The 24786-nt window shown below is 60.1% G+C and carries 29 protein-coding genes and 1 other RNA gene; 13 read left to right on the forward strand and 17 right to left on the reverse strand.

Annotation, left to right across the window (positions count from 1 at the left end; genetic code table 11):
• Positions 1 to 55 precede the first annotated feature (55 nt).
• From B0E33_RS16235 to B0E33_RS16305, 16 genes are all read right to left on the reverse strand, one after another.
• Positions 56 to 745 carry a M50 family metallopeptidase gene (locus B0E33_RS16235; protein ID WP_077291761.1) on the reverse strand — a complete coding sequence of 230 codons (690 nt, stop codon included), beginning with the start codon at positions 743 to 745 and terminating at the stop codon, positions 56 to 58.
• A gap of 103 nt (positions 746 to 848) precedes the next feature.
• Positions 849 to 1889, reverse strand: coding sequence for a peptidoglycan -binding protein (locus B0E33_RS16240; RefSeq protein WP_023003479.1), 1041 nt, complete (start codon positions 1887 to 1889; stop codon positions 849 to 851).
• Between the two features lie 3 nt (positions 1890 to 1892).
• The gene (locus B0E33_RS16245; protein ID WP_023003478.1) at positions 1893 to 2882 is read right to left on the reverse strand and encodes a flagellar motor protein MotA; all 990 of its coding nucleotides are present in this window, start codon (positions 2880 to 2882) and stop codon (positions 1893 to 1895) included.
• A 273-nt stretch (positions 2883 to 3155) separates the two neighbouring features.
• A complete protein-coding gene (locus B0E33_RS16250) occupies positions 3156 to 3962 on the reverse strand; it encodes an inositol monophosphatase family protein (RefSeq protein ID WP_077291762.1) in 807 nt (268 codons plus the stop codon).
• A gap of 73 nt (positions 3963 to 4035) precedes the next feature.
• Entirely contained in the window at positions 4036 to 4599 is a 564-nt protein-coding gene (gene efp, locus B0E33_RS16255; RefSeq protein ID WP_006932138.1) for an elongation factor P, read from the reverse strand.
• A gap of 245 nt (positions 4600 to 4844) precedes the next feature.
• Positions 4845 to 6005 carry a tetratricopeptide repeat protein gene (locus tag B0E33_RS16260; protein ID WP_031270527.1) on the reverse strand — a complete coding sequence of 387 codons (1161 nt, stop codon included), beginning with the start codon at positions 6003 to 6005 and terminating at the stop codon, positions 4845 to 4847.
• A gap of 14 nt (positions 6006 to 6019) precedes the next feature.
• Positions 6020 to 6661 carry a thiamine phosphate synthase gene (locus B0E33_RS16265; RefSeq protein WP_077291763.1) on the reverse strand — a complete coding sequence of 214 codons (642 nt, stop codon included), beginning with the start codon at positions 6659 to 6661 and terminating at the stop codon, positions 6020 to 6022.
• A 116-nt stretch (positions 6662 to 6777) separates the two neighbouring features.
• On the reverse strand, positions 6778 to 7845 hold the full coding sequence (gene fba, locus B0E33_RS16270; RefSeq protein ID WP_077291764.1) for a class II fructose-bisphosphate aldolase: 1068 nt from the start codon (positions 7843 to 7845) through the stop codon (positions 6778 to 6780).
• 234 nt (positions 7846 to 8079) lie between these two features.
• Entirely contained in the window at positions 8080 to 8448 is a 369-nt protein-coding gene (locus B0E33_RS16275; RefSeq protein WP_077291765.1) for a VOC family protein, read from the reverse strand.
• Positions 8449 to 8472: 24 nt separating this feature from the next.
• The gene (locus B0E33_RS16280; RefSeq protein ID WP_075282840.1) at positions 8473 to 9666 is read right to left on the reverse strand and encodes a phosphoglycerate kinase; all 1194 of its coding nucleotides are present in this window, start codon (positions 9664 to 9666) and stop codon (positions 8473 to 8475) included.
• Positions 9667 to 9694: 28 nt separating this feature from the next.
• On the reverse strand, positions 9695 to 10318 hold the full coding sequence (locus B0E33_RS16285) for a LysE family translocator (protein ID WP_023003471.1): 624 nt from the start codon (positions 10316 to 10318) through the stop codon (positions 9695 to 9697).
• 40 nt (positions 10319 to 10358) lie between these two features.
• Positions 10359 to 10532: a hypothetical protein gene (locus B0E33_RS30950; RefSeq protein WP_023003470.1), complete on the reverse strand. Its 174-nt coding sequence runs from the start codon at positions 10530 to 10532 to the stop codon at positions 10359 to 10361.
• A 22-nt stretch (positions 10533 to 10554) separates the two neighbouring features.
• Positions 10555 to 10743 (reverse strand): hypothetical protein, encoded by a 189-nt coding sequence (locus B0E33_RS16290; RefSeq protein ID WP_077291766.1) that lies wholly within the window; start codon positions 10741 to 10743, stop codon positions 10555 to 10557.
• Between the two features lie 163 nt (positions 10744 to 10906).
• Complete coding sequence (gap, locus tag B0E33_RS16295) at positions 10907 to 11917, reverse strand: type I glyceraldehyde-3-phosphate dehydrogenase (protein ID WP_077291767.1); 1011 nt, start codon at positions 11915 to 11917, stop codon at positions 10907 to 10909.
• Positions 11918 to 12061: 144 nt separating this feature from the next.
• A complete protein-coding gene (tkt, locus tag B0E33_RS16300) occupies positions 12062 to 14050 on the reverse strand; it encodes a transketolase (RefSeq protein WP_031270523.1) in 1989 nt (662 codons plus the stop codon).
• Positions 14051 to 14134: 84 nt separating this feature from the next.
• Complete coding sequence (locus tag B0E33_RS16305) at positions 14135 to 14506, reverse strand: hypothetical protein (protein ID WP_023003462.1); 372 nt, start codon at positions 14504 to 14506, stop codon at positions 14135 to 14137.
• Here B0E33_RS16305 and B0E33_RS16310 point away from each other — a divergent pair.
• The 7 genes from B0E33_RS16310 (at position 14505) to B0E33_RS16340 (ending at position 18186) form a co-directional block, all read left to right on the forward strand.
• Positions 14505 to 14783: a DUF4164 domain-containing protein gene (locus tag B0E33_RS16310; RefSeq protein ID WP_023003460.1), complete on the forward strand. Its 279-nt coding sequence runs from the start codon at positions 14505 to 14507 to the stop codon at positions 14781 to 14783. The two genes, B0E33_RS16305 and B0E33_RS16310, sit on opposite strands and share 2 nt — an antisense overlap.
• A 6-nt stretch (positions 14784 to 14789) precedes the next feature.
• Positions 14790 to 15170 carry a cell division protein ZapA gene (locus tag B0E33_RS16315; protein WP_077291770.1) on the forward strand — a complete coding sequence of 127 codons (381 nt, stop codon included), beginning with the start codon at positions 14790 to 14792 and terminating at the stop codon, positions 15168 to 15170.
• 108 nt (positions 15171 to 15278) lie between these two features.
• A non-coding RNA gene (gene ssrS, locus B0E33_RS16320) (6S RNA) lies at positions 15279 to 15433 on the forward strand.
• A gap of 44 nt (positions 15434 to 15477) precedes the next feature.
• Entirely contained in the window at positions 15478 to 16056 is a 579-nt protein-coding gene (locus B0E33_RS16325; protein WP_062487054.1) for a 5-formyltetrahydrofolate cyclo-ligase, read from the forward strand.
• A 42-nt stretch (positions 16057 to 16098) separates the two neighbouring features.
• On the forward strand, positions 16099 to 16929 hold the full coding sequence (locus tag B0E33_RS16330; protein ID WP_077291771.1) for a TIGR00282 family metallophosphoesterase: 831 nt from the start codon (positions 16099 to 16101) through the stop codon (positions 16927 to 16929).
• Between the two features lie 99 nt (positions 16930 to 17028).
• Entirely contained in the window at positions 17029 to 17775 is a 747-nt protein-coding gene (locus B0E33_RS16335) for a YebC/PmpR family DNA-binding transcriptional regulator (RefSeq protein WP_023003451.1), read from the forward strand.
• A gap of 99 nt (positions 17776 to 17874) precedes the next feature.
• Positions 17875 to 18186: a MazG-like family protein gene (locus tag B0E33_RS16340; RefSeq protein ID WP_023003450.1), complete on the forward strand. Its 312-nt coding sequence runs from the start codon at positions 17875 to 17877 to the stop codon at positions 18184 to 18186.
• A gap of 219 nt (positions 18187 to 18405) precedes the next feature.
• On the opposite strand, the gene B0E33_RS16345 is transcribed toward B0E33_RS16340, so the two are convergent.
• Positions 18406 to 19167 (reverse strand): sulfite exporter TauE/SafE family protein, encoded by a 762-nt coding sequence (locus B0E33_RS16345; RefSeq protein WP_077291772.1) that lies wholly within the window; start codon positions 19165 to 19167, stop codon positions 18406 to 18408.
• Between the two features lie 190 nt (positions 19168 to 19357).
• Between B0E33_RS16345 and ruvC the strand changes: the two genes are divergently transcribed.
• The 6 genes from ruvC to ybgC all read left to right on the forward strand — a co-directional run bounded on the left by ruvC (position 19358) and on the right by ybgC (position 24537).
• The gene (ruvC, locus tag B0E33_RS16350; RefSeq protein ID WP_055661203.1) at positions 19358 to 19873 is read left to right on the forward strand and encodes a crossover junction endodeoxyribonuclease RuvC; all 516 of its coding nucleotides are present in this window, start codon (positions 19358 to 19360) and stop codon (positions 19871 to 19873) included.
• Positions 19870 to 20487: a Holliday junction branch migration protein RuvA gene (ruvA, locus tag B0E33_RS16355; RefSeq protein ID WP_023003447.1), complete on the forward strand. Its 618-nt coding sequence runs from the start codon at positions 19870 to 19872 to the stop codon at positions 20485 to 20487. Before ruvC ends, ruvA begins: the two co-directional genes overlap by 4 nt.
• Positions 20484 to 20729, forward strand: a complete 246-nt coding sequence (locus B0E33_RS16360; RefSeq protein ID WP_023003446.1) for a hypothetical protein — start codon at positions 20484 to 20486, stop codon at positions 20727 to 20729. Before ruvA ends, B0E33_RS16360 begins: the two co-directional genes overlap by 4 nt.
• On the forward strand, positions 20719 to 21759 hold the full coding sequence (gene ruvB, locus B0E33_RS16365; RefSeq protein WP_023003445.1) for a Holliday junction branch migration DNA helicase RuvB: 1041 nt from the start codon (positions 20719 to 20721) through the stop codon (positions 21757 to 21759). The genes B0E33_RS16360 and ruvB overlap by 11 nt, the downstream gene beginning before the upstream one ends.
• Before the next feature lie 171 nt (positions 21760 to 21930).
• A complete protein-coding gene (locus B0E33_RS16370) occupies positions 21931 to 23985 on the forward strand; it encodes a methyl-accepting chemotaxis protein (RefSeq protein ID WP_023003444.1) in 2055 nt (684 codons plus the stop codon).
• 84 nt (positions 23986 to 24069) lie between these two features.
• Positions 24070 to 24537, forward strand: coding sequence for a tol-pal system-associated acyl-CoA thioesterase (gene ybgC, locus B0E33_RS16375; RefSeq protein ID WP_077291774.1), 468 nt, complete (start codon positions 24070 to 24072; stop codon positions 24535 to 24537).
• The last annotated feature ends 249 nt before the right edge of the window (positions 24538 to 24786 follow it).

Genomic DNA, 24786 nt, shown 5'->3' on the forward strand with positions numbered 1-24786 from the left:
AGAAATTGTCCGCCAAGGGTCATCCGTTGCGGTTGGTCAGGTCAAGCGGCAATCGCTAGCCCTTTTGAACGCGCTTTCCGAAATCGACGTTGCTGCTCTTCCCGAGGCCGTGTCTGAGGCACAGGTAGATGATGGCGAGGCTTGCCAGCAGCCAGAGTGCGCCCCAGAAAATCGTGGGGCTGCCAAACTCTTCCGCCAGCATGTAGGCATCGGAACGGGCACCTGAGCGACGGATGGTGTCGTCGAAAATGTCGAAGGGCACGTAGAGGATGCTGGTCAGGCCGATGACGCGCAGGATCAGGTCGTTGACCGTGACACTGAGATACCTCGCTGCCGCCAGCATGGCCACGCCGGTGCCGATGCAGAAGGCGAGGGCAAAGAGATCGCGGATATAGAGCAGCGCGACCAGCAAGGTGAAGGCACCGAGCAGGCCCAGCACGATGCGGTCTGCATTTGTTTTCAAGGCAATCATCAAGAGTGCCATGCCGATGGCGAGCGAGCCGAGATACCCGGCCGTCAACGTCAGGAAACGGCTGCCACCGCGTGTAATCGCATGGCCACCCTGCCAGGGCGAGAGAGAGATTTCCTCCACGGAACCACCGGTCAGGATGGCCGCCAGCGCGTGGGACAATTCATGCAGATAGACGATCAGGATCTTCAGGGGCACGACCAGGATGGTGTTCCAGAAGAGGAACATCACCGCGGTAATGAGGATGAGCTGCCAATGGCCTTTGAGGATCTGCATGAAGTTGAAAAGTCCGTCTGAGGGCGGAAAAGTCAAGCCGGCATGCCCGGTTCACCCGACATCACGCGTGCATTCCTCAGGATCCGTTGAGCTGACGTGAGTCTCAGCGTTCCGTCAGTTTCAGTTCGATCCGGCGGTTCTTGGCCAGGGCGTCCGGTGTTTCCCCTTCTTCCAGCGGCTGGAATTCGCCGAACCCAGCTGCGACAAGCCGCTTGGGGTCGACGCCGCGTTCGATCAGGTAGCGGACCACGGAAATGGCGCGGGCGGCGGAGAGTTCCCAGTTGTTACGCAAGCGTCCGGTGCCCGACAGGGGGCGGGCGTCGGTGTGCCCGTCGACACGCAGCACCCAGTTGATCTCGTCCGGAATTTGACCGCTGAGCTCCTGGATGGCGTCTGCAAGCTTGTCGAGCTCCTGCCGGCCTTCCGGATTGATGTCTTCCTGACCGCTGTCGAAAAGCACCTCGGACTGGAACACGAACCGGTCGCCGACAACGGAGATGTCGGAACGCTGGGACAGGATTTCGCGCAGGCGGCCGAAGAAGTCCGAGCGGTAGCGCGACAGTTCCTGCACGCGCTGAACCAGTGCGGCGTTCAGCCTCTTGCCGAGGCTGGCGATCTTGGCCTGGCTGTCGGCTTCCTTTGCCTCGGAAGCTTCAAGAGCAGCGTTAGCGGCAGCTATCTGGCGGCGTAGTGCCGCGATCTGCTGATTGAGCAGCTCCACCTGCGCAAGGGCGTCCTGGCTGATCTGACGTTCGTCGTCGAGCAGGTTTTCCAGCTGGGTGGCGCGTCCGCCGGCCGCATCGGCTGCACCGGAACTGTTTTCCAGAAGGCCAAGCAGCCGGGTCTGTTCGCTCTGTGCATCGGAAAGGCTGGCCTGCAGGCCGAGGATCGTGTCTTCCAGCTCCCCGGAATTGGCGCGCTCCAGGGCGAGAAGCTCCGTCAGCTCGCTGATCTGGGCATTCAGCCGGTTCAGCACCGTGTCGCGGCCCGAGAGCTGCTGCGACAGGAAGAACTGGGCGATCATGAAGATGGACAGCAGGAAGATGATGACGAGCAGCAGTGTCGCCATGGCATCAACGAAACCGGGCCAGTAGTCGGTCGACTGGGCCCTTCGGCGAGCGCGCAATCCTGCCAGTCCGGCCATCGTCTACTCCTTCGCGCGGTCGAAAGCGGCGGCGATCGAGGACAGGAGCCCTTCGATGCGCTTTTGCTGTTCGCCCTGGGCCTCGGCCCAGTCGCGCATCATCTGCTGTTCGGAGCGAACGTGTTTGACGAGGCCCTGAATGCCTTCGGCCAGATTGGCCATGGCCTGGTTGGCATTCTTGCTGCCGCCTTCCTCAACGCTTTTCTGCAGGGCGGAGATCGAGGCCTGTATCTGTTCGACGCCGGGTGAGTCCGGAGCATTGAACAGGCTTTCTTCCGGATCGATGTCAGTGACAGTTGAGAGCCAGTCTTCAAGCTCGTTGTAGAACCGGTTCTGGGCCTGCCCCGCCTGCAGATCCAGGAAGCCGAGCACAAGCGAGCCGGTCAGACCGAAGAGCGAGGACGAGAAGGCCGTGCCCATGCCAGAGAGAGGCGCTTCCAGGCCTGCTTTCAGGTCCTCGAAGATGACGTTGGCATCACCCGAGCCGACGTCGAGCGATTGAATGGTTGCACCGACTGAGCTGACGGTCTGCAGCAGACCCCAGAACGTGCCGAGCAGGCCGAGGAACACCAGGAGGCCTGTGAGGTAGCGCGACATCTCGCGGCTTTCCTCAAGACGCATTCCGATGGAATCGAGGATCGAACGGGCGGTGGTTGGCGTCAGGGCCATGTCGCCGGACTTGTTGCCGAGCAGGGCAGCCATCGGCGCCAGCAGCACCGGCGAACGCGTGTCGAGGCCCGGGTCGCCGATCCGGAAACTGTTGACCCAGGAGATTTCCGGGAACAGTCGGATCACGCGGCCGAAGAGCAGCAGCACACCGAACACGCCGACAAGCACGATCAGGCCATTCAGACCCGGGTTGCTCATGAAGGCCGTCGAAATCTGCGGGAACAGGATGAAGGCGATGAAGGCAACGATCACCAGAAAGATGATCATGAAGGTCAGATAGGCCCGCGGACTGGACAGGCTGTAGGGGTCAAATTCACGGGCCATATTGCGTTATCAATCACCTGAATTGGACGTAACTGATTGATAGCGTGATTTTTAACGGCTTGGAAACCTCGAATTGCCGAAGAGACCCGAATAAAGTCTGGAAAGCCCGAAAACCGTCGGGTTTATCCAAAGGCCTTCTCATGAAGAGACGGGCCGTGGGTCCCGTCTCCCGGGGTGGGCGGTTTGCGCCGCACATCTTTCAGGTCAGCGTGATGCGCTTTTCGAAGATGAGGGTGTTCGCGTCGCGGTGCTGCCGGGAAGCGCTGGAGGCAATCAGCCCTGAGCCGGGGTTGCCGCCTTTTTCAGGAGCTGCAGTAGGTATTTGTGGGCGTCTTCGTTGCCGACAACCACATCGCCGCTTTCCAGCATCTTGTTCTTGCCCTGAAGATCGGTGACGAAACCACCGGCTTCGCGCACCATCAGGAGGCCGGCCGCAATGTCCCAGCTGTTCAGGTTGCGCTCCCAGAAGCCGTCGAGACGGCCGGACGCAGTCCAGGCAAGATCGAGGGCAGCTGCGCCGCAGCGGCGGATGCCAGCGACTTCCGGCATGATGTAGCGCAGCTCGCGCAGTGTCCGGCCATGGTCGCCCGACCCGATGAAGGGCAGGCCGGTGCCGAACACCATTTCATGCAATTCGGTGCGGCCTGCAACCCGCAGGCGACGGTCGTTCAGGAAGGCGCCGCGACCGCGTTCAGCGGTGTAAAGCTCATCCATCACCGGATTGTAGATGACCCCGGCCACGATCTCGCCAGCCCGTTCCAGTGCGATGGAGGTGGCGAAGATCGGAATGCCGTGCAGGAAGTTGGTGGTGCCGTCGAGCGGGTCGACATGCCAGCGATGCTGGCCGTCGGTTCCCTCGACTTCACCGCTTTCTTCCATGACCAGCCCGAAGGTCGGGCGGGCCTTGGTCAGTTCGGCGCGCACAATGTCCTCGGCGCGGCGGTCTGCAGCCGAGACGAAATCGCCGGGTCCCTTGCGGGACACCTGAAGGTTTTCAACTTCACCGAAATCGCGAACCAGAGAACGTCCGGCTTTCGTTGCGGCTTGAACCATCACGTTGAGGAGAGCTGTGCGGGCCATTGTTTGTCACTTGTTGTTGGGCGCCGCCCGGCAAAATCCGGGCGCGCCAATTTGAAGTCTTGCCGGGAGGAGATCAGTCCGCGCGGCGGACGTATTCCAGTGAACCGGTGTCGACGATGATCTTTTCGCCGGCGGTGATGAACGGAGGTACCATCACGCGGACGCCGTTTTCCATGAGCGCGGGCTTGTAGGACGAAGACTGGGTCTGGCCCTTCACCACCGCGTCGGCTTCCCGGATTTCCAGGGTCACGAACTGCGGCAGGGTGATGCCGATCGGGCGCTCTTCATGCAGTTCCACGGTCACCATCATGCCGTCCTGCAGGAAAGCGGCGCGGTCGCCAACGAAATCAGCCTGAAGTTCCAGCTGCTCGTAGGTTTCGGTGTCCATGAAAATCAGCATGTCTTCCTGGGTGAAGAGATACTGGAAGTCTTTCTGCTCCAGACGGACGCGCTCGACCTTGTCTTCGGAGCGGAAACGCTCGTTGAGCTTGCGGCCATCGAGCAGGTTTTTCATTTCAACCTGTGCGAAGGCACCGCCTTTGCCTGGCTTGACGTGTTGGACTTTGACAACCGCCCAAAGCGTGTCCTGGTGCTGAAGCACGTTACCGGGCTTTATTTCGTTTCCGTTGATTTTCATGGAACGACCGACTGTTTGATTTGTTTGGATCTTAGGGTCTGTTGACCATTAGAAATCCGCCGCGTCCGGTGGAAACTCCACCCAAACCACGACAAAACTCCAAAACTCAAAAGAACCTTTAGCAGGGCGAGACCGGCGGGCCGCCGATGCGCCTGAAATTTGCTCGCGCCTGTCCACCACAAAAGCCGGTGGAGTTCAAGGAAAAAAGGCAAACATCCTTACGATTCCGCGCTTCCTCGCAAGGTTTACGGAGATTCCTTGCCGGGCTCCTCCGACGGGGCCATCAATGTGGCCGAATATTGTTCGGCCAGCTTGCGCGCTTCATCCATTGTTGTTTCGTCCAGACTTTCGATAATCCGGTCGAGCGAGAAATCGGAAACACCCAAGGTGCGGGCAATCAGGTGCCAGCCCGCTGCGGCGGCAAAATCCTGTTCCCGACCACGGCCGTAGGCATAGGTCCGTGCCAGCCGGTTCATCGCGACCGGGTTGCCGGACGTGGCGGCCCGCTCGAACCAGTCGGCGGCTTCCGTCTCGTTCGGATCGACGCCCTTACCCTGGAACCGCAGAATGCCGTAGTAAACCTGCGCGGAGGTGTGTCCGCGGCGGGCTGCACGGCCAAGCCAGAACGCACCCAGGCCGGGGTCGTTCAGCCCGGTCTGGGCTTCCAGATAGGAAAGGCCGAGCGCGTATTGCGCTTCCGGATCGTTTAGCTGGGCGGCTTCTTCCAGAAGTTCTCGCGATTTCTTCTCGTCGAAGGGGCGGCCTTCGCCTTCCTCGTAGAGCAGGGCGAGATTGTAGAGCGCAGACGCATTGCCCGCGTTGGCAGCCTCTTCGAACAGGTCCGCTGCCTTCTTCTTGTCGACTTCGACACCGGTGCCGAGCAGATAGAGCTGGGCCAGCTGCATGGCAGAGCCGGTATCACCCTTGGCGGCGGCCAGGCTGTACCAGTCGGCAGCCTTGGCCTTGTCCTGATGTATGCCGAGCCCGGCTTCGTGCAGCACGCCTAGCAGGGCTTGGGCGGCCTTGTCGCCCTGTTCCGCCAAAGGGGTCGCAAGACCGAGCGCGGTCAGGAACCAGCCGCGTTGAAAAGCGGTGTACGCGGTATCAGCGTTGGCGACTTCGCCTTCTTCCAGTTTCGGCGGACCCGCGTCGACAATGCTCAGCAGTGTCTTGTCCTTGGTCGTGACGTCGATCAGCACCGGTAACGGTTTACCATCCGGCCCTACTGGTACGTCCGGCTCTGGCGCCGCGTCACCGGCCTCTGTTGTTTCGCTGGTGCCGGTGTTGTCCTGGGCAATGGCCGGAGAAAACGACACGGATGACAGCATTCCAGCTGCCAGCAACCCTGCCGCAAGCAGAAAGGGGGCGTGAAGTTTCCGGCGTAGGCTCGTTTCAGGTGTCGGCATGCATCCAGCTCTCGCTATTCGACTTCAGGAAAGGGATGGGCGTCCAGAATACGATTGGCTTCGGCAATCACGGATGAAATATCCGTGTCCGGTTGCCAGGCAGCATCCTTGAGGGCAACAAAATCTGCTCCGGTCGCGGCAACGCCTCCCAGGGTTTCTAGCGTGTTGCCGGCAAGTGCGACGCAGGGTGTTTCGAACAGTTCTGCCCACCAGGAGGCGCTGGACAGGGTCCTGTCATGGGCCTCGGCCTTTTCAGGCAGGTCCAGCTTGCCGAAGAAGATGTAGTCGACCCCGGTTTCGGCCCATTCCATGGAATCATGCTTCAGCTTGGTGCCGCCGGTGCCGACGATACGATCGGGTTTGAAGCTTTCCACGGCCAGCTTCAGGTCTTCCAGAGAGGTGTCGACGTGGACGCCGTCGGCGCCGCTGCGGCCGGCTGCCTGGGTATCGCGATAGACGATAGCTGCCGCACCACCTTCCTGGATGATCGGGACAAGTTCGCTGGCAGCGGCTTGCAGATCCTTGGTGCTGGCGCCAGGGCGGTAGATCATCACGCAAGCGATGTCACCACCGGTGAAGGCCTGTTTGAGCTTTTCCGCCATGTCGGCGGTGTCAAATTCCGGCGGCGTCACGAGAAAGAGGCGGGGACGGTTCACTTGTGCGGTCCTGATTGATGTCTGATCGGGATTTTGTCCCTAAAGACGGCGAAAGAGGGACGCAAGGCCCCTCTTTCAATAAAGTGAAAGAATTTCTCTGCCGATCCGGCCGAAAATCAGGCGATCTTCGGATCCAGTTCGCCAGACTGATAGCGTTTCGCCATGTCGGCAAGCGTAACGATCTTCTTGATCTTGGACGCCTTGCCGGCCGTGTTGAAGGCTTCCAGACGCTCGATGCACAGCTTCTGCATGGCATCGCGGGCAGGCTTCAGATATTTGCGCGGATCGAACTCGCCCGGGTTCTCGCTCAGGATCTTGCGGATCTGACCGGTCATCGCCATGCGGTTGTCGGTGTCGATGTTGACCTTGCGCACACCGTTCTTGATGCCGCGCTGGATTTCTTCCACCGGCACACCCCAGGTCTGCGGCATCTGGCCACCATACTGGTTGATGATGTCCTGCAGGTCCTGCGGCACGGAAGACGACCCATGCATGACAAGGTGGGTTTCCGGCAGGCGGCGGTGAATTTCCTCGATCACATGCATGGCAAGGATTTCGCCGTCCGGCTTGCGGGTGAACTTGTAGGCACCGTGGCTGGTACCCATGGCGATGGCAAGAGCGTCGACCTTGGTTTCCTGCACGAACTTGACGGCTTCTTCCGGGTCGGTCAGCAGCTGGTCATGGCTGAGCTTGCCTTCCGCGCCGTGGCCGTCTTCCTTGTCGCCCATGCCGGTTTCAAGAGACCCCAGAACACCGAGTTCGCCCTCAACGGAGATGCCGCCCAGATGGGACATGTCGGTCACGGTCTTGGTGACGCCGACGTTGTAGTCCCAGTTTGCCGGGGTCTTGCCGTCGGCTTCGAGGGAACCGTCCATCATCACAGAGGTGAAGCCGGCCTGGATGGCCGTCATGCAGGTTTGCGGAGCATTGCCGTGGTCCAGATGCACGCAGACCGGAATATGCGGATAGATTTCCACGACGGCGTCCATCATGTGCTTCAGCATCACGTCGTGGGCATAGGACCTGGCACCGCGAGAGGCCTGGATGATAACCGGGGCGTCGGTCTGGTCCGCCGCAGCCATGATCGCCAGTGCCTGCTCCATGTTGTTGATATTGAACGCCGGAACGCCGTAGTCGTGTTCAGCAGCATGATCAAGAAGCTGGCGGAGGGTGATACGTGCCATCAAAAATCTCCAGAGGGTCCGGTTCCAATGAGCCGACAAGGTTCGCGAAAAATCACGACACCTATTTTGCGGTGCGTCAAGTCCCGCTGGTTCTAACAAGATTTGTGGCCATTTAAAGAGGGCCGGCTTCGCTTAAATCAATTAAAATACAAGGGTCTGCCGGAAATCGTGTTGGCAGATTTAATTTGCGGATCGAATTAAATTGAGGCGGTCAGCACCACCGCCCGGCGAGTTTTAAACCGGCGAACTGATATCGACAAATGTTCCGGCCGGATCTCTGACAATCATCCTCATCTGGCCATAGGGCATTTCGCGAGGTGCCTCGACCACGTTCACACCGAGTGTCAGGGCACGCTCGTATACCGTTGAACAGTCGTCGACGACAAAGGTCAGGATCACTCCTGCGGTGGCGCGCTGGGCACGTGCCGGGACAATCTCGCTGGTCTGTTTCAGGATGCCCAGCTCGAGGGCCGGGTTATCGGCATCGGCAAGGTTTACAAACCAGTCGGACACGAATTGCGGCTGCAGGCCCAGGAGGTCCTGATAGAAGGCCGCCGTTGCGGCGACCTCCTCGGTCAGGATGTTGGTGAAACAGCGTTGCATGACAGATTTCACCCCGCTTCGATGTCAGGCTTCGAGTGCCTTCACCCCCGGCAGTTCCTTGCCTTCCAGCCATTCCAGAAAGGCGCCGCCGGCTGTGGAGACATAGGAGAAATCGTCAGCCGCTCCCGCGTGGTTGAGCGCTGCGACGGTGTCGCCGCCACCGGCCACGGAGTTCAGCTTGCCTGCCTTGGTATTGGCAGCGGCATGCTTGGCAGCGGCAACGGTTGCGGTGTCGAATGGGGCGATCTCGAACGCGCCCAGAGGGCCATTCCAGACCAGGGTCTTGGCGGCGTCGATCTTGGTTTTCACCGTTTCGATGGATGCTGCGCCGACATCGAGGATCATGCCGTCTGCCGGGATGGCGTCGAGCGAAACAGTTTCGTTGTCCGCGCCGGCCTTGAATTCCCTGGCAACAACGGCATCGGCAGGCAAGACGATCTCACAACCGGCCTTGTCGGCTGCGGTCATGATGCGTTTTGCGGTTTCAGCCAGATCATGCTCGCACAGCGACTTGCCGACGTCCGTGCCTTGTGCGGCCAGGAAGGTGTTGGCCATGCCGCCGCCGATAACAAGCATGTCGACCTTGGCAACGAGGTTTTCCAGCAGATCGATCTTGGAAGAAACCTTCGCACCGCCGACAACGGCGAGAACCGGACGAACAGGATTACCGAGCGCGGAGCCCAGGGCTTCCAGTTCCGCCTGCATGGTGCGGCCGGCATAGGCTGGCAGAAGCCGGGCAATGCCCTCGGTGGAACCGTGGGCCCGGTGTGCCGCCGAAAAGGCGTCGTTGACATAGATGTCGCCATTGGCGGCCAGAGCCTTGGCGAAGTCCGGGTCGTTCTTTTCTTCACCGGCATGGAAGCGGGTGTTTTCCAGCAGCAGGACATCGCCATCGACCATGACGTCGACAGCATCCTTTGCCGCCTGGCCGATGCAGTCGTCTGCAAAGACCACGGGTCTGCCAAGCAGGCCGGCAACCGCCAGGGCGACCGGGCCGAGCGACATGTCGGCAACGCGCGCGCCTTTCGGGCGGCCGAAATGGGCGAGCAGGATGACCTTTGCCTTCTTGTCGGACAGTTCGCGGATGGTCGGCAGGACCCGCTCGATACGGGTGGTATCGGAAACCTTGCCGCCATCCATCGGTACGTTGAGGTCGACGCGGACCAGAACGCGTTTGCCGGCAATGTCAGTCAGATCATCGAGAGTTTTGAAAGCCATTGATTTACCTGTTGGAAATCGCCCGTCTTCAAGGACGGCTGGAGTTGGTGGAAACGGCGATGCCGATGCCGAACAAGGTCAGGAGAATGCCGAAGGACCGTTCCATCCAGAGCTTGGCACGCATGAACTTGAGGCGTACGGCGGGAAGCGTGAAGAAGACGGTCACCAGAACAAACCAAAGGAACACGCCGCCCGCCATGATCACGCCGTAACCGATCTGGGTCCAGAGCGGCGTTTCGGGAGACGTCACCTGCAGAAACACCGAAAGGGCGAACATGGTGGCTTTCGGATTGGTCACGTTGGTGAAGAAGCCCCAGCGAAGCGCGCGGAAGGGCGACATGCCGGACAGGGCACCGTCGGCCGGCATCTCCTTAGATGCCGTGCGGTACATGGTGACGCCCAGGAAAACGAGGTAGGCAGCGCCGATCAGTTTCAGCGCGTTGAAGAGCAGGATCGACTGGGAAACGATCAGGCCGATACCCGCCAGTGCGTAAGTGACGTGTACGCCGAGGGCCAGCGCGATGCCGAGCGCAGTCATGATGCCGGCGAGCCGTCCGCCGATGAGGGCATTGCGCAGGACAACGGCAAAGTCGGGCCCGGGAACGATTGCGACCACGACGGTCAGCGAAATGACGGTGAGCAGTTCGAGCAAGCAGGGAACTCCGGGAAGGATAAGGATCGAACAGGGAGAGTTATCGATCTGGCGGTGATTGAAGGTTGGCCATCGTTTCGGACTTTTGGCCATCAACATCCGGCTGCCAGGACCGTTTGGTGTTTCTTGCGGAGCGTTCCTTCGACCGTTCCACGAAATAGAAGCCGACGCCGATCAGGACAACAAATACGATCAGAAAAGTCAGCGTGGTCATGGTCAGGATCCTTCAATTGGACTCAGGAATTTCCAGCCGGAGAATCCGGCTTTCGCAAGACATCGGAATTGAGGCTGCCCATGTCAGGCTCATCGTCCTGATCTGAAGGGAACCGTTCGTTGTCCCGCTTCATATCGAGCCAGTAGAACCCGAAACCCACAAGGCAACCAACCGCGAACAACGACCCAAGAATGACCAGTAGGGCGGTCATGACGGCGTCTCCAGGATTGAACTGCAAGTCTGCAGCTCCAGTCTACATGACCTTTGCCCCGGGGCTATGCCTGAATCGAGAAAGTTTTTTGCGGCTTTGCCGGAAAGACATCCATACCGACAAAAAAGACGCCGGATGAACCGGCGTCTTTCGAAGGCAGGGATCAGATGAGCTTTGCCATCGCCACGGCCGTGTCGGCCATGCGGTTGGAGAAGCCCCATTCGTTGTCGTACCAGGACAGGATGCGCACGAAAGTGCCGTCCATGACCTTGGTCTGGTCGCAATGGAAGACCGAGGAATGGCTGTCATGGTTGAAGTCCATCGAAACCAGCTTGTCTTCGGTGTAGCCGAGCACGCCCTTCAGTTTGCCGTTTGCGGCTGCCTTGATGGCTTCGTTGATTTCCTCAACGGTGGTGTCGCGCTTGGCGATGAAGTTCAGGTCGACCACGGAAACGTTCGGCGTCGGGACACGAATGGCCACACCGTCCATCTTGCCGGCCAGGTCTGGCAGTACCAGGCCGACGGCCTTTGCAGCGCCGGTGGAGGTCGGGATCATGGACATGGCCGCAGCACGGGCGCGGTAGAGATCCTTGTGCATGGTGTCCAGCGTCGGCTGGTCACCGGTGTACGAGTGGATCGTGGTCATGAAACCTTTTTCAATGCCGATGGTTTCGTTCAGCACATAGGCGACCGGGGACAGGCAGTTGGTGGTGCAGGACGCGTTGGATACGACGAGGTCGTTTGCGGTCAGCGCATCGTGGTTGACACCGTAGACGATGGTCTTGTCGGCGCCGTCGGCCGGGGCGGAGACCAGAACGCGCTTGGCGCCGGCTTCCAGATGCATGGAGGCCTTTTCCTTGGCGGTGAAGATGCCGGTGCATTCCATGGCGACTTCAACGCCAAGCTCGCCCCAGGGCAGTTCCTTCGGGTCGCGGATCGCGGTCACCTTGATCGGCTTGCCGCCACCGACGGAAATGGTGTCGCCATCGACCTTGACCTCTGCTGGGAAACGGCCGTGCACGCTGTCGTAACGCAGCAGATGCGCGTTGGTCTCGACCGGGCCGAGATCGTTGATCGCAACGACTTCAATGTCGGTGCGGCCGGATTCGATGATCGCACGCAGCACGTTGCGGCCGATGCGTCCAAATCCATTGATTGCTACCTTGGTTACCATAATCCACTCCCGCAATCTTCGGTGTGCCTCAGAAGGGGCTAAACCGATTTAAAAACCACATAGTGTGGTCACTTGAAAAGCACTTGATGTGCCCGTAGGCCCGGCACCATAGGAGGAAGTCTTGGTGCCGGGAATTGATTTCGGTTAAACGCTGAGCTTTGCCTTGGCGGCTGCAACCACGGCGTCCGCCGTGATGCCGAAATGCTCATAAAGTTCCTTGTAAGGCGCGCTCGCGCCAAAGCCGGTCATGCCGACAAAGATACCGTCCGCACCAATAAAGCGGTCCCAGCCCATGCGGATGCCGGCTTCAACGGCGATCTTGACCGGGCTGTTGCCGATGACGGCGGCCTTGTAGTCGTCTGACTGTGCTTCGAAGAGCTCGTACGACGGAACGGAGACCACGCGCACGGCAATGCCGGCCGTGCTCAGGTCCTTTTGCGCGTTGACGGCGATTTCGACTTCCGAACCGGTCGCGAAGATGGTCACGGCCGCGTCTTCGTCGCTGTCGATCAGCACATAGGCACCCTTGGCGCAGAGGTTGTTTTCCTCATAGGTCTTGCGCAGCGACGGCAGGTTCTGACGGGTCAGTGCCAGGACCGACGGTCCGTCGCGGTTCTCCAGCGACAGCTGCCAGCACTCGAGTGTCTCGGTGATGTCGGCCGGGCGGAAGAAGGTCAGGTTCGGGATCGCGCGCAGGGCGGCGAAATGTTCCACCGGCTGGTGGGTCGGACCGTCTTCGCCAAGACCGATGGAATCATGGGTCATGACGTGAATGACCCGCTGGCCCATGAGGGCTGCGAGACGGATCGACGGACGGCAGTAATCGGAGAAGATCAGGAAGCCGCCGGAATAGGGGATAAGGCCGCCGTGCAGAGCCATGCCGTTCATGGCTGCCGCCATGCCGTGTTCACGGATGCCGTAGTGGATGTAACGGCCGGAGAAATCGTCCGGGGTGACTGGCGCGGTTTGCGGCGTCTTGGTGTTGTTGGAGCCGGTCAGGTCGGCGGAGCCGCCAATGGTTTCCGGAACAACTTCGTTGATGACACCCAGAACAGCTTCGGAAGCCTTGCGGGTCGCCATGGTCGGCTGTTCGTCGGCGAGCTTCTTCTTGTAGTCCAGAACGGCCTGGGTGAAGCCGGCTGGCAGGTCGCCACGATTGCGGCGCTCGAATTCGGCGCGGGTCTCGGCGTCAGCTTCGGCAAAGCGCTTCTGCCAGTCCTTGTGAGCTTGGGCGGAGCGAAGGCCGGCAATGCGCCAGGCGTCCAGAATGTCGCTCGGAACTTCAAACGGCGCGTGCGGCCAGTTGAGCGCGGCACGGGTGCCGGAAATTTCGTCTGCACCAAGCGGCGAGCCGTGAACCTTCGCGGTGCCTGCCTTGGTCGGTGCACCGAAGCCGATGGTGGTCTTGGCGGCGATCAGGGTCGGGCGGTCGCTGGCCTGTGCCTGGCGAATCGCGGCGGAAATGGCGACCGGATCGTGACCGTCGACGCTGAGCGTGTTCCAGCCGGAGGCGGCAAAACGGGCCTGCTGGTCGGTTGAATCGGTGATTTCGACCTTGCCGTCGATGGAGATGCCGTTGTCGTCCCAGATAACGATCAGCTTGTTGAGCTTCAGGTGACCTGCCAGCGACAGGGCTTCCTGGCTGATGCCTTCCATGAGACAGCCGTCACCGGCCAGCACATAGGTGTAGTGATCGACAAGATCCTCGCCGAAGCGGGTGGACTGCAGGCGCTCGGCGATGGCCATGCCAACCGCGTTGCCGAGACCCTGGCCGAGCGGGCCGGTGGTGGTCTCGATGCCAGCGCCGTGGCCGTATTCCGGGTGCCCGGCAGTGCGTGCGCCTAGCTGACGGAAATTCTTGATCTCGTCGAGGGAGAAGTCTTCATAGCCCAGCAGATACAGCAGGCTGTAAAGCAGCATCGAGCCGTGACCGGCGGACAGAACGAAGCGGTCGCGGTCGGCCCAGTTCGGGGATGTCGGATCGAATTTCAGGAATTCGGTAAAAAGAACTGTCGCGATATCCGCAGCGCCCATGGGCAGGCCGGGGTGACCGGAATTAGCCTTTTCCACGGCATCGATGGCAAGAAAGCGGATCGCATTTGCCATGCGCTGGTGTTTATCAAGATCGGTCATCGTGGTCCCGTTGCTTGCTTTGGAGCCCCCCTTGGCCGAAGCAGAGAGCCCGGCAAGGTTGTTTTGAGGTGCGTTGCTCAAGAATTAACACTCGTCAATCTCGAACAGGCGCCAGACAAATATCAGGAACGGCACCCGAGTCAATAAAGCTGGTTTGGGTCTTTTGAGGGCATTGCCGGGGAAGAATTTTTTCTTCCACGCGTTATAGAGTTGAGGATTCTGCCAATGGTGGCATTGACTGAGAGAAGTTGCGGTGCCTAAGCTCGACGCTCTAACAAAGATTTGCTTTTTCGCCGTGAAACGTGCTTTGCCGCGCATTCTCTGAAATGCCCGTAATTTGAGCAGCAACTCCAGGGTCGAAAGCGCCAAATCTCCAGTCTGACCTAGGAAGGAATGGGCGGACCGCCGCAGAAGAACGATTGGGACGACGTAATTAATGGCGGATGTCGACTGCATGGAAAAGACCAGCCTGGCCGATGCGGTAAAGCGGCTGGACAAAGCCGTCGGCAATCTCGAAGCGGCTGTCCAGCGCCGTCTTGATGCAGACAGGTCGCTCAATGCCCTGCAGGATGACCTGCAGCGGCTCGGCGAAGACCGTTCCCAACTGGCAGCCTCACTCGATGAAAGCGAAGCACGGGCTTCCCGGCTGGAAGAGGCCAACCGGGATGTCTCCCGGCGGCTTGTCTCGGCAATGGAAACCATCCGCAGCGTGCTCGACGCGCACGGAGGCTAGGCGCATATGGCTCAGATCACGGTTACCATCAACGGCAAGTCCTTCCGCATGGCCTGCGATGACGGCGAGGAAGAGCGCCTGATGGGCCTTGCTGCCCGTTTCGATGGCTGGATCAACGACTTGCGAGGCGCCTTCGGCGAAATCGGCGACCAGCGCCTGACGGTAATGGCCGGCATCATGGCGGCCGACCAGCTTTCGGAACTGGAGCGCAAGATCGCCCGGCTTGAAGAACAGCTGGCCGATGCCAAGAAACAGCAGGTGGCCGCGCTCGACAACATGAGCCAGAACGAAGAAGAGCTGTCGCGTGCCGTCAATACTGCCGCCGCTCGGATCGAAAGCCTTGCGGACGGTCTTTCCAAGAGCTTGCGAGCCCAGGACAACGCCTGAGGCGACTGCCGATCCGGCCAGACGGCAACGGAGAGTGCCCGCAACTTCGTTTGTGATGAAATCCATGCCGCACTGGTAATTGCCGCCGCACCGGATTATATGCGGTAATTGCGGCTGCCCGATACGTCAGGAACATTATCCCCGGGGCCTTACGCATTCCCTTGGGAGCTGTCCCTGCGCTGGGCCGTGGTCCGTTGCATACGGCGCCCACCTACATTGTAGGTTTCCCGGGATTGCAAATCCAACGGTCGGGCGGCTGCGCGTTTCCTTTTCAGGACGCGGGCCGATCCATTCTATTCGAGGCCCCATGACCGACCTTTCCTCCATTGCTGCCGAAAAAGACAGTCTTCGCAAGCAGGTGCTTGCCCGCCGCAAGGCAATGCCGGAGGTGGAGCGGATCGAACACAGCCTGATGCTCAGCGATCACGCCGAAGATCTGCCACTGCCGGCAGGAGCAGTTGTTGCTGGGTTCTGGCCGATCCGGGACGAAATTGACCCGCGCCCGCTGATGGACCGCCTGCGCCAGCTTGGGCACCCCCTGTGCCTGCCCGTGATGACCGGCCCGAGCCTCATCTTCCGCCGCCTGGAGCGGGATACGGAACTGGTTTCCGCCGGTTTCGGCACCTCCGAACCCGGCCCCTCTGCCGAGGAAGTGCGCCCGGATGTTCTTCTGATGCCGCTTGCCGGCTTTGACGGCAAAGGCACGCGCATCGGTTACGGCAAGGCTTTTTACGACATTACAATTGCGCAGCTGCAACACTCCGGGCCCCTTTTGTGCATCGGGCTTGCCTTTTCCGTGCAGGAGGTTGACCGCGTCCCCGCGGAAGCGCATGACAAGCCGTTAAATGGAATTCTGACCGAGCAGGGGTACCGGGCGTTCGGCTGACGGCGAAAGTGATCGCCGAAGCAGGCCGCCCAGTGAGGATATATGCGTATTCTGTTTCTGGGCGATCTTGTCGGCCGCGTGGGCCGTACCGCCGTCATTGAGCAATTGCCGGAGCTGGTGGAAAGCAACCAGCTCGATTTCGTGATCGTCAACGGTGAGAACGCTGCGTCCGGGTTCGGCATTACCGAGACGATCCTGCAGGACGTTCTGGATGCGGGCGCCGACGTCGTGACCACCGGCAACCACGTGTGGGACCAGCGTGACACCCTGGTCTATATCGAGCGACAGGACAGGCTGCTTCGGCCGGTCAATTACCCCTCCGGGACGCCGGGGCGCGGTGCGCACCTCTTCACGGCCAGAAACGGCGCAAGGGTGATGGTGGCCAATGTGATGGGCCGCGTTTACATGGATGCGCTGGACGATCCCTTTGCCGCCATCGACAACGTCATCAACGGGTGTCCGCTTGGCGATGTGGCCGATGCCATCATCGTCGACATGCATGCCGAAGCCACCAGCGAGAAACAGGCCATGGGTCACTTCCTGGATGGCCGGGTCAGTCTCGTTGTCGGAACGCACACCCATGTGCCGACGGCCGATCACCAGATCCTGGAAAACGGCACGGCCTATATGTCCGACGCGGGCATGTGCGGTGCTTATGACAGCGTGTTGGGCATGGACAAGGAAGAGCCGGTCAACCGGTTCCAGCGCAAGATACCTAGCTCCCGGTTCACACCGGCAACAGGCGATCCGACCATCTGCGGTGTTGCCATCGAGACGGACGATCGGACCGGGCTTGCCGAGCGGGTTGCGCCGCTTCGCATAGGCGGCCGGCTGGAGCCTGTGTTCCCGTCCTTCTGGCCGAACGGGGTCTGACCAAGGCCGAGAATTTCTCTGCGCTGGATTTTCCGGGTCAACTTGCCTATAAGCGGCGCAGTTTTCACTGACATCACCTGTAAAGAACCGAGAAGAGCCATGGCAGGCCATTCAAAATTCAAGAACATCATGCACCGCAAGGGACGCCAGGACGCGGCCCGCTCCAAGATGTTCTCCAAGCTGTCCAAGGAAATTACCGTCGCCGCGAAGATGGGTGACCCGGATCCGGACGCGAACCCGCGCCTGCGCCTTGCCGTCCAGAACGCCAAGGCCCAGTCCATGCCGAAGGAAAACATCCAGCGGGCGATCAACAAGTCCCAGTCCGGCGACGACGACAACTACGAGGAAGTCCGTTACGAAGGCTACGGACCGGCAGGTGTTGCCGTGGTCGTCGAAGCCCTGACCGACAACCGCAACCGGTCCGCCTCCAATATCCGCTCCTATTTCACCAAATGCGGCGGGTCGCTGGGGGAAACGGGCTCGGTCTCCTTCATGTTCGATCGTGTTGGCGAAATTATCTACAAGCCGGAAGCCGGTGAAGCCGACGCGGTTCTGGAAGCTGCGATCGAAGCTGGCGCGGAAGACGTTCAGTCCGACGAGAGCGGTCACACGATCTACACCGCTTTTGAAGATCTGAACGATGTTTCCGCTGCTCTGGAACAGGCACTGGGCGAAGCGGATTCGACCAAGATCATCTGGAAGCCGCAGAACCTGACGCCGGTCAACGCGGACAAGGCCCAGACCATGATGAAACTCATCGACATGCTGGAAGACGACGACGACGTCCAGAACGTCTACTCCAACTTCGATGTCGACGAAGAAACCATGGCCTCTCTGGCTTCCTGAGTAACACAGGATATGGATCTGAAAACCCCGGCCCTGCCGGGGTTTTTGTTTTGGTGGTCCTGAGGCTCGCGCCTTCCTTGAACCAAGGAGACCGATTGCATGTTCAATATCTTCGACCTGACGCAGAAAGACCCGAAAACCTTGCAGGAGCGTGCGCTGAAGCTGGCGGAGGAAGCCGGAGAGCTGGCACAGGCCGTTCTTTCGGCAACGAAGGCGCCCGGCAGCGAATACAAGAACCAGACGCTGGCAGATGTCCGTGAAGAAGCCGCCGATGCTGCGATCGTGGCGATGAGCGTTCTGGCGCAGGCTTCTTCAAGCAGAGAAGAGTTCGAGGCAGAACTCACGCGGCTGATGGCGGAAAAATGTGCCAAATGGCAGGAAAAGCTGCAGGAAAAGCCTTTGGCCGAATAGGGTTTGCGCCGCGTTTTTGGGGCGAGTTTTGCAATATCTGAAGCCAGATAAATATGGCTTTCTTCTTTTCACCCTCATCTTGAGGAGCCGCGTTAGCGGCGTCTCGAAAGATGGGCCACTTGTACCTGAGTGCGCAGCCCATCCTTCGAGACAGCGCTTCGCACTTCCTCAGGATGAGGAGGTGGGTGGAGCCGACGCAAGATTCCGGATTGGAACCGCCTACCGGAAAAGCGGATCCAGCAGGGGCATGCTGGAGAGGGCGGCGAGGGCGATCAGGCCGTAGGCGAGCTTGCGATAGAGTTTCGGGTCGGCGTGCTTGAAGCCGTTGGAGCCGAGATAGATCGCAAGGGCATAGACGGGGATCGCCATGATCAGGAGGTGGAACACTTCCAGCGTGAAGAAGCCGTTGAAGATATAGGCAACGAAGGTTCCGATACTCGCGAGCGCGAAGAACACGATCAGGTTGGCGCGGACGATTGCCGGTTCCTTGGCGCTGGAGAGCCAGAAGGCAACCACTGGCGGGCCGGAGACCTGCGAGATGCCGCCGAGGATGCCCGCAACTGCGCCAACCCCAAGCGATACCGGCCTGGAGGGTTTGCGTTCATAGCGCCAGCCGGACACCAGCAGCAGTAGCAGTCCGGTCACGATTGCAAAGATCGTCCAGCGTAGAACCAGCACGTCCGCGTTGGCCAGAAGCCAGGCGCCGACGTGAACAAAGACCACAGCACCAACGACCGCGGGAAGCACTGTCGACCAGTTGCACAGCCTGAGCGCCCTGACCACCAAAGGCAGTGCGACAATGCCGTCGATGAACAGAAAGGTGGCGGCCGCGGTTGACGGCAGCATGACGCTGGCGGCCACCGGCATGAAGATCATTCCCGCGCCGAACCCAGCAAACCCGCGCACGCAACCGGCCACAAACAGGACCACGGCGAGAAACACCAGAAGGCCGGGCGGAAAGGAGCTGAAGATGTCGGCCATGGGAACTCGCGGAACGGACGGGACAAAAAAGAGATTGGCCCGGCAGAACGCGGGCCTTGGCGGGGGAGGTGGCCTGCCGGTAGGGGCAAGGCCGGATTAAACACGTTGTGAGGTGTTTTTGACAGGCTTTCCGGTGGTAAGCCGCGCTTTGGCTGGCGTCAACGGGGAAGTTTTGTTACCGATTTGTTCCATGATACACGCGATTCGTTTGCTGGGCATCGACCCGGGGCTGCGGCGTACCGGCTGGGGCATGATCGAGGCGGCGGGAAATCGCCTGTCCTTCATCGCTTCCGGAACGGTAACCTCCGACAACAAGAAGAGCCTGGCCGAGCGCCTGGTGCAGCTGCATGACGGCCTCAGCGAAGTCGTGCGCCAGCACGAACCATCCGAAGCCGCGGTAGAACATACGTTCGTCAACAAGGATGCGGGCGCAACTCTGAAGCTCGGGCAGGCACGCGGGATCGCTCTGCTGGTGCCATCGCTCGCCGGACTTCCGGTTGCCGAATATGCGCCGAACCTCGTCAAGAAGACGGTGGTCGGGACCGGTCATGCGGAAAAGGAACAGATCCGGGCCATGGTCAAGGTTCTGATGCCGCGGGCCACTTTCAATTCGGACGATGCCGCCGATGCACTGGCAATTGCCATTTGCCATGCGCAGCACCGGTCCAACAGTACAGCGCGGCTTGCCGCCATGGGGGCAATATGATCGGCAAGCTGAAAGGCACCATCGACAGCTATGGCGAGGATCACGTGATCCTGGATGTACACGGGGTGGGCTATCAGGTCCATTGTCCCTCGCGCATTCTGCAGGGTCTGCCGCGCGCAGGTGAAGCGGCTGTCCTTTTCATCGAGACAATCGTTCGTGAGGACATGATCCGGCTCTATGGCTTCGGGGTAGAGGCGGAGCGCGAATGGTTCCGTATCCTGATGACCGTTCAGGGTGTCGGCGCCAAGGTTGCGCTGGGCATTCTGGGGATCTTGAAGGCAAGCGAAGTCGCCAACGCGATTGCGCTTGGCGACAAGGCAACGATTTCGCGGGCGCCTGGCGTCGGCAAGCGCGTTGCCGAACGCATCATTGCCGAACTCAAGGACAAGGCACCGGGACTTGCCACAGTGGACCAGGGCACGATTGCAGTTTCCCAGAACGTTGCCGACAACGTGGCTGCCCGGCCAGTGGCCGAGGCGGTTTCGGCGCTCACCAATCTGGGGTATGCACAGGCGCAGGCGAGCGGCGCCGTCGCAAAGGCCTTGCAGTCAGCCGGTGAGGACGCGACCACGGAAACGCTGATCCGCCTTGGCTTGAAGGAATTGGCCGGATGATCGCCGTTACCTATGGCATCATTGCCGTCGTATTCGTGGTTCTGGGGATCGGCGGTATCATGTACCTCGATCACCGTTTCAGTGCCTCGGTGGGGGATCGTCCGTTTACCGTCAACGGACGCCGTGTGGAGTCGGACGACCCTTTTGTCCTGCGCCAGTTCAAGAAATTCTATGCACTCCGGGTGGCCTATTCGCTGGCTCTTCTGGTGTTGCTGTTTGTGGTCGTAAGCCATGTCGGATGACACTCGCATCGTGACGCCGGAAATCCGGGGGGACGAGATCGATTCAACCATGCGCCCCCAGGTGCTGGATGATTTTGTCGGTCAGGCCCAGGCGCGCGCCAATCTGAAGGTCTTTATCGGTGCGGCGAAGGCTCGGGGTGAGGCGCTGGACCATGTGTTGTTCGTCGGGCCTCCCGGTCTCGGCAAGACGACGCTGGCGCAGATCATGGCACGCGAACTGGGGGTCAATTTCCGGGCGACTTCCGGTCCTGTCATTGCCAAGGCCGGCGACCTGGCCGCACTTCTGACCAACCTGGAAGAGCGCGACGTCCTCTTCATCGACGAGATCCATCGGCTCAATCCGGCAGTCGAGGAGGTGCTTTATCCGGCGATGGAAGATTTCCAGCTCGACCTGATCATCGGTGAAGGACCGGCTGCGCGATCAGTCAAGATCGACCTGGCGAAGTTCACGCTCGTTGCCGCAACGACGCGGCTGGGCCTCTTGACCACTCCGCTGCGCGATCGCTTCGGCATTCCTGTCAGGCTGCAGTTCTATACGGTTCCGGAGCTGGAGCACATCGTCAAGCGTGGCGCCGCCATTCTCGGCATCGGCATGGTTGAAGACGGTGCCCGCGAGATTGCCAAACGCTCCCGCGGGACACCGCGTATCGCCGGGCGACTGCTGCGGCGGGTAAGGGACTTTGCCATTGTCGCCGGCGTCGAGCGGGTCGACAGGGAACTCGCCGACAGGGCGCTTCTGCAGCTGGAAGTCGATGGTGCCGGGCTCGACAGTCTCGACCGTCGTTATCTGAGCCAGATCGCGGTGAATTTCGGTGGTGGGCCGGTCGGGATCGAGACCATTGCGGCGGCGCTTTCCGAGCCTCGTGACGCCATCGAGGAGATCGTCGAACCCTACCTGATCCAGAACGGGTTTCTGCAGCGGACGCCAAGGGGACGTATCCTGACGCCGATGGCGTTCGAACACCTGGGTCTTGCGGCCCCATCCAGACCGGATGCTCCGCAAATGGGACTGTTCACCGATCCCGAATAGTTTACGTAGTATTTATAAGACAAGGTCTTGTCAGTTACATCTAGCTCTGCGTAGCGATTAAGCATTTATTCGCGAATCCTGCCGTATCGTCGCGTTAACTATGCGGGGGAAACCATGCGGAAGCGCCTTTCATCTAAACTGGCTCTAATGTTTTTAGCCGGCGCACTCACTATGTGCGTGGCAATTGTCACGGTCACGTCGACCATTTCGCGGGATGTTGCAAACGGTCAGGCTGATGCCGGCCTGCAAAGTGCTACCAAGGCGAAACAGAAGGTTATTGAACTCTCCCTTGGGCAGGTGAAGGACAGCGCTGCGTTCTTCTCCACGCTGGAAGGCGCCAAGGACAGTCTGATGAAGACCATGGTCGGGTGGAAGAACCTGAAAGAAGGGCAGAACGAACTGCTCCGGAAGATCTTCGTGACCGACAATCCGCATCCCGAAGGTGAGCGTCACCTTCTGGTGGAGCCGGAAGAGTCCAACTACTACGTGAACAACCACAAGGTCGTTCATCCGATCTACCAGGAACTGGTCGATCAGGGCCTGTTTTCCGATGCGGCGCTGGCCAATCCGGACGGGTTCATCACCTACACTTTCCGCAAGGGTCCGGAATTCGCCTTCCACGTGGAAGACGCGCAGATCCAGGGCCATCCGGTGCAGATCGCCATGGGCAAGCTGTTCGAGGCCTCGAAAAACGAGACGCTGGCGGCCGGGCAGATCTATTCCTCAGGTTTTGTGACCACCGAAGACGGCACCGTCTCGGAAGTTCTCGCGGTGCCTGTGTTCTATCTGGACCGGTTCTTCGGAGCGATTGCGTTCACGACCAACATGGAGCATCTGGCCGGATTGCTGAACGAGAAGACCGGCCTCGGCGACAGCGAGCGCATCTTCCTTGCCGATTCCGATGGCAAGCTGGTACAGCTCGACGATATGGGCCGGGCGAGTGCCGTCCACATGATCTCCGATATCAAGGTCAACGACCGGCTGATCCGCCTGGAAGACGGTGACTACCGCTTCGCGGAAGCAAGCAACACGTTTGTCGGTTCGCCTTTCGGTGTTGTCGATGCCGTCAAGCAGACGGAACTGTCGGCTGCCGCCGATCGCATCACCTATGGTGCGATCATTTCCGGTTTCCTCTGTCTGGTTCCGATCGTCGGCCTGATCTGGTGGGTAACCCGGCGCATGTTCGCTCCCATGGAACGCCTTGCCGTCGCGGCTCGCAAGATCGCCGACGGCGACCTGGAAGTGGGTGTCGAAGCGACCGAACGCCAGGACGAGATCGGCCGCATGGCGCGCTGTATCGAAGTGTTCAAGGACAGTTCGATCGAACGCGAGCGTCTGGCATCCGAGCGCAAGGTTGGCCACATCGCCCGCGAACAGCGTGAAAAGACCATCGATGCGCTGATTGCTGCATTCCGGGCCGAGTCGCAGGCGGTTCTGGAGCTGGTGGAAACCAATATTGCCCGTGTGGAAGAAGTCTCTTCCGCCCTCAGTCATCGGTCCACTGCCGCGTCAGACCAGGGGCAGACCGCGGTGTCGACTTCGGAAAACGCTTCCTCCAACGTTCAGGCGGTTGCCTCCGCCACCGAGGAACTCAACGCGTCGATTTCGGAGATCTCTCGACAGGTCGAAACCACGGCAAGCATCGTGGCCCAGACCACGACCGCCGCGCAGAGCTCCAATTCCAAGATCTCCGGCCTTGCGGAAGCGGCCAACAAGATCGGCGATGTCGTGTCGCTGATTTCAGAGATCGCCGAACAGACCAACCTGCTGGCGCTGAACGCGACGATCGAAGCCGCACGTGCGGGCGATGCCGGCAAGGGCTTTGCGGTCGTTGCCTCCGAGGTCAAGTCGCTCGCCGGCCAGACTGCCAAGGCAACGGAAGAAATCTCCGCGCAGATCGCGGCAATCCAGGCCTCTACCACCGAAGCGGTGGAAGAGATTGCCCGGGTGTCGGAATCGGTCGAGGAGGTCAACTCCTACACCACCACGATTTCGGACGCCGTGCAGCAGCAGGGCGCTGCCACCGGTGAGATTTCCAGAAACGTTGCAGAAGCCGCGGAAGGTACCCGCAGCGTTGCGGAGACAGTGGCATCGCTGAACGAAGGCGTTGCCGAAAACTCGGAAGCGGTTGGCGACATGCTGAACGCGACCATCGAGATGAAACAGCAGGCGGAACAGCTTCGTGCGTCCGTCGAGAAATTCCTCTCCGAGGTTGCCGCTGCATAAGATACGGCCTACGTAAGGGCCAGGTGCGAGCCTCCCGGTCGGTCGACCGGGAGGCTTTTTCATTCAGCTTTCGAGGGACAAAGCGTGTCGGACTGGCCGGATCTCGCCGGCCGCCTGGAAGATGGCGGTCATGTGCTTCCTGTTCGCGTCTACTACGAGGACACGGATTTCACGGGCATCGTCTACCACGGTGCCTATGTGCGCTTCTTCGAGCGCGCCAGGTCGGATTTCCTCCGTCTCATCGGAATTCACCATCGTGAGATGGCCGAAGGTACCCACGGTGCTTCGCTGGCCTTCGCAGTCAAGACAATGACGCTGGACTTCCAGAAACCGGCCAGGATTGACGATGTGCTGGAAGTTCGTACCAGCCTTGCGGAGTACAAAGGCGCCCGAATCCGGCTCGATCAGCTGATTTACCGCGGCGAAGAGCTGCTGATTTCGGCTGCCGTCACCGTTGCGATCATCACCTCGCAGGGACGTCCGACCCGACTGCCGCAGGTCCTTTCGGAAAAACTCGTGCGGCATGCACCTGGAGAAAACACCGACGGTTGAAGGGTTTGGCTCTGAATGAGCAGGCAAGCTGCTTGGCGGCGGTAAAATACTTTCAAAACCCATTACTGCGTTAATCTTGCAGTAACCTTAATTGATTCCTTTAGAGAGGGACTTTCTTTGATTGGAAAAGTCCCAGTTTTGACAAAATCAAACGTCAGAGAGGCGGCAGGTTACAAGAGCCGGCCGGCTGATTCCGGTTCCTCGCTGTCGTTTTCGAAACCTTGAATGCAAAACAGCGTCAGACGGCCA

Source organism: Roseibium algicola, from assembly GCF_001999245.1.
In the GTDB taxonomy this organism is placed as follows: Bacteria; Pseudomonadota; Alphaproteobacteria; order Rhizobiales; family Stappiaceae; genus Roseibium; species Roseibium algicola.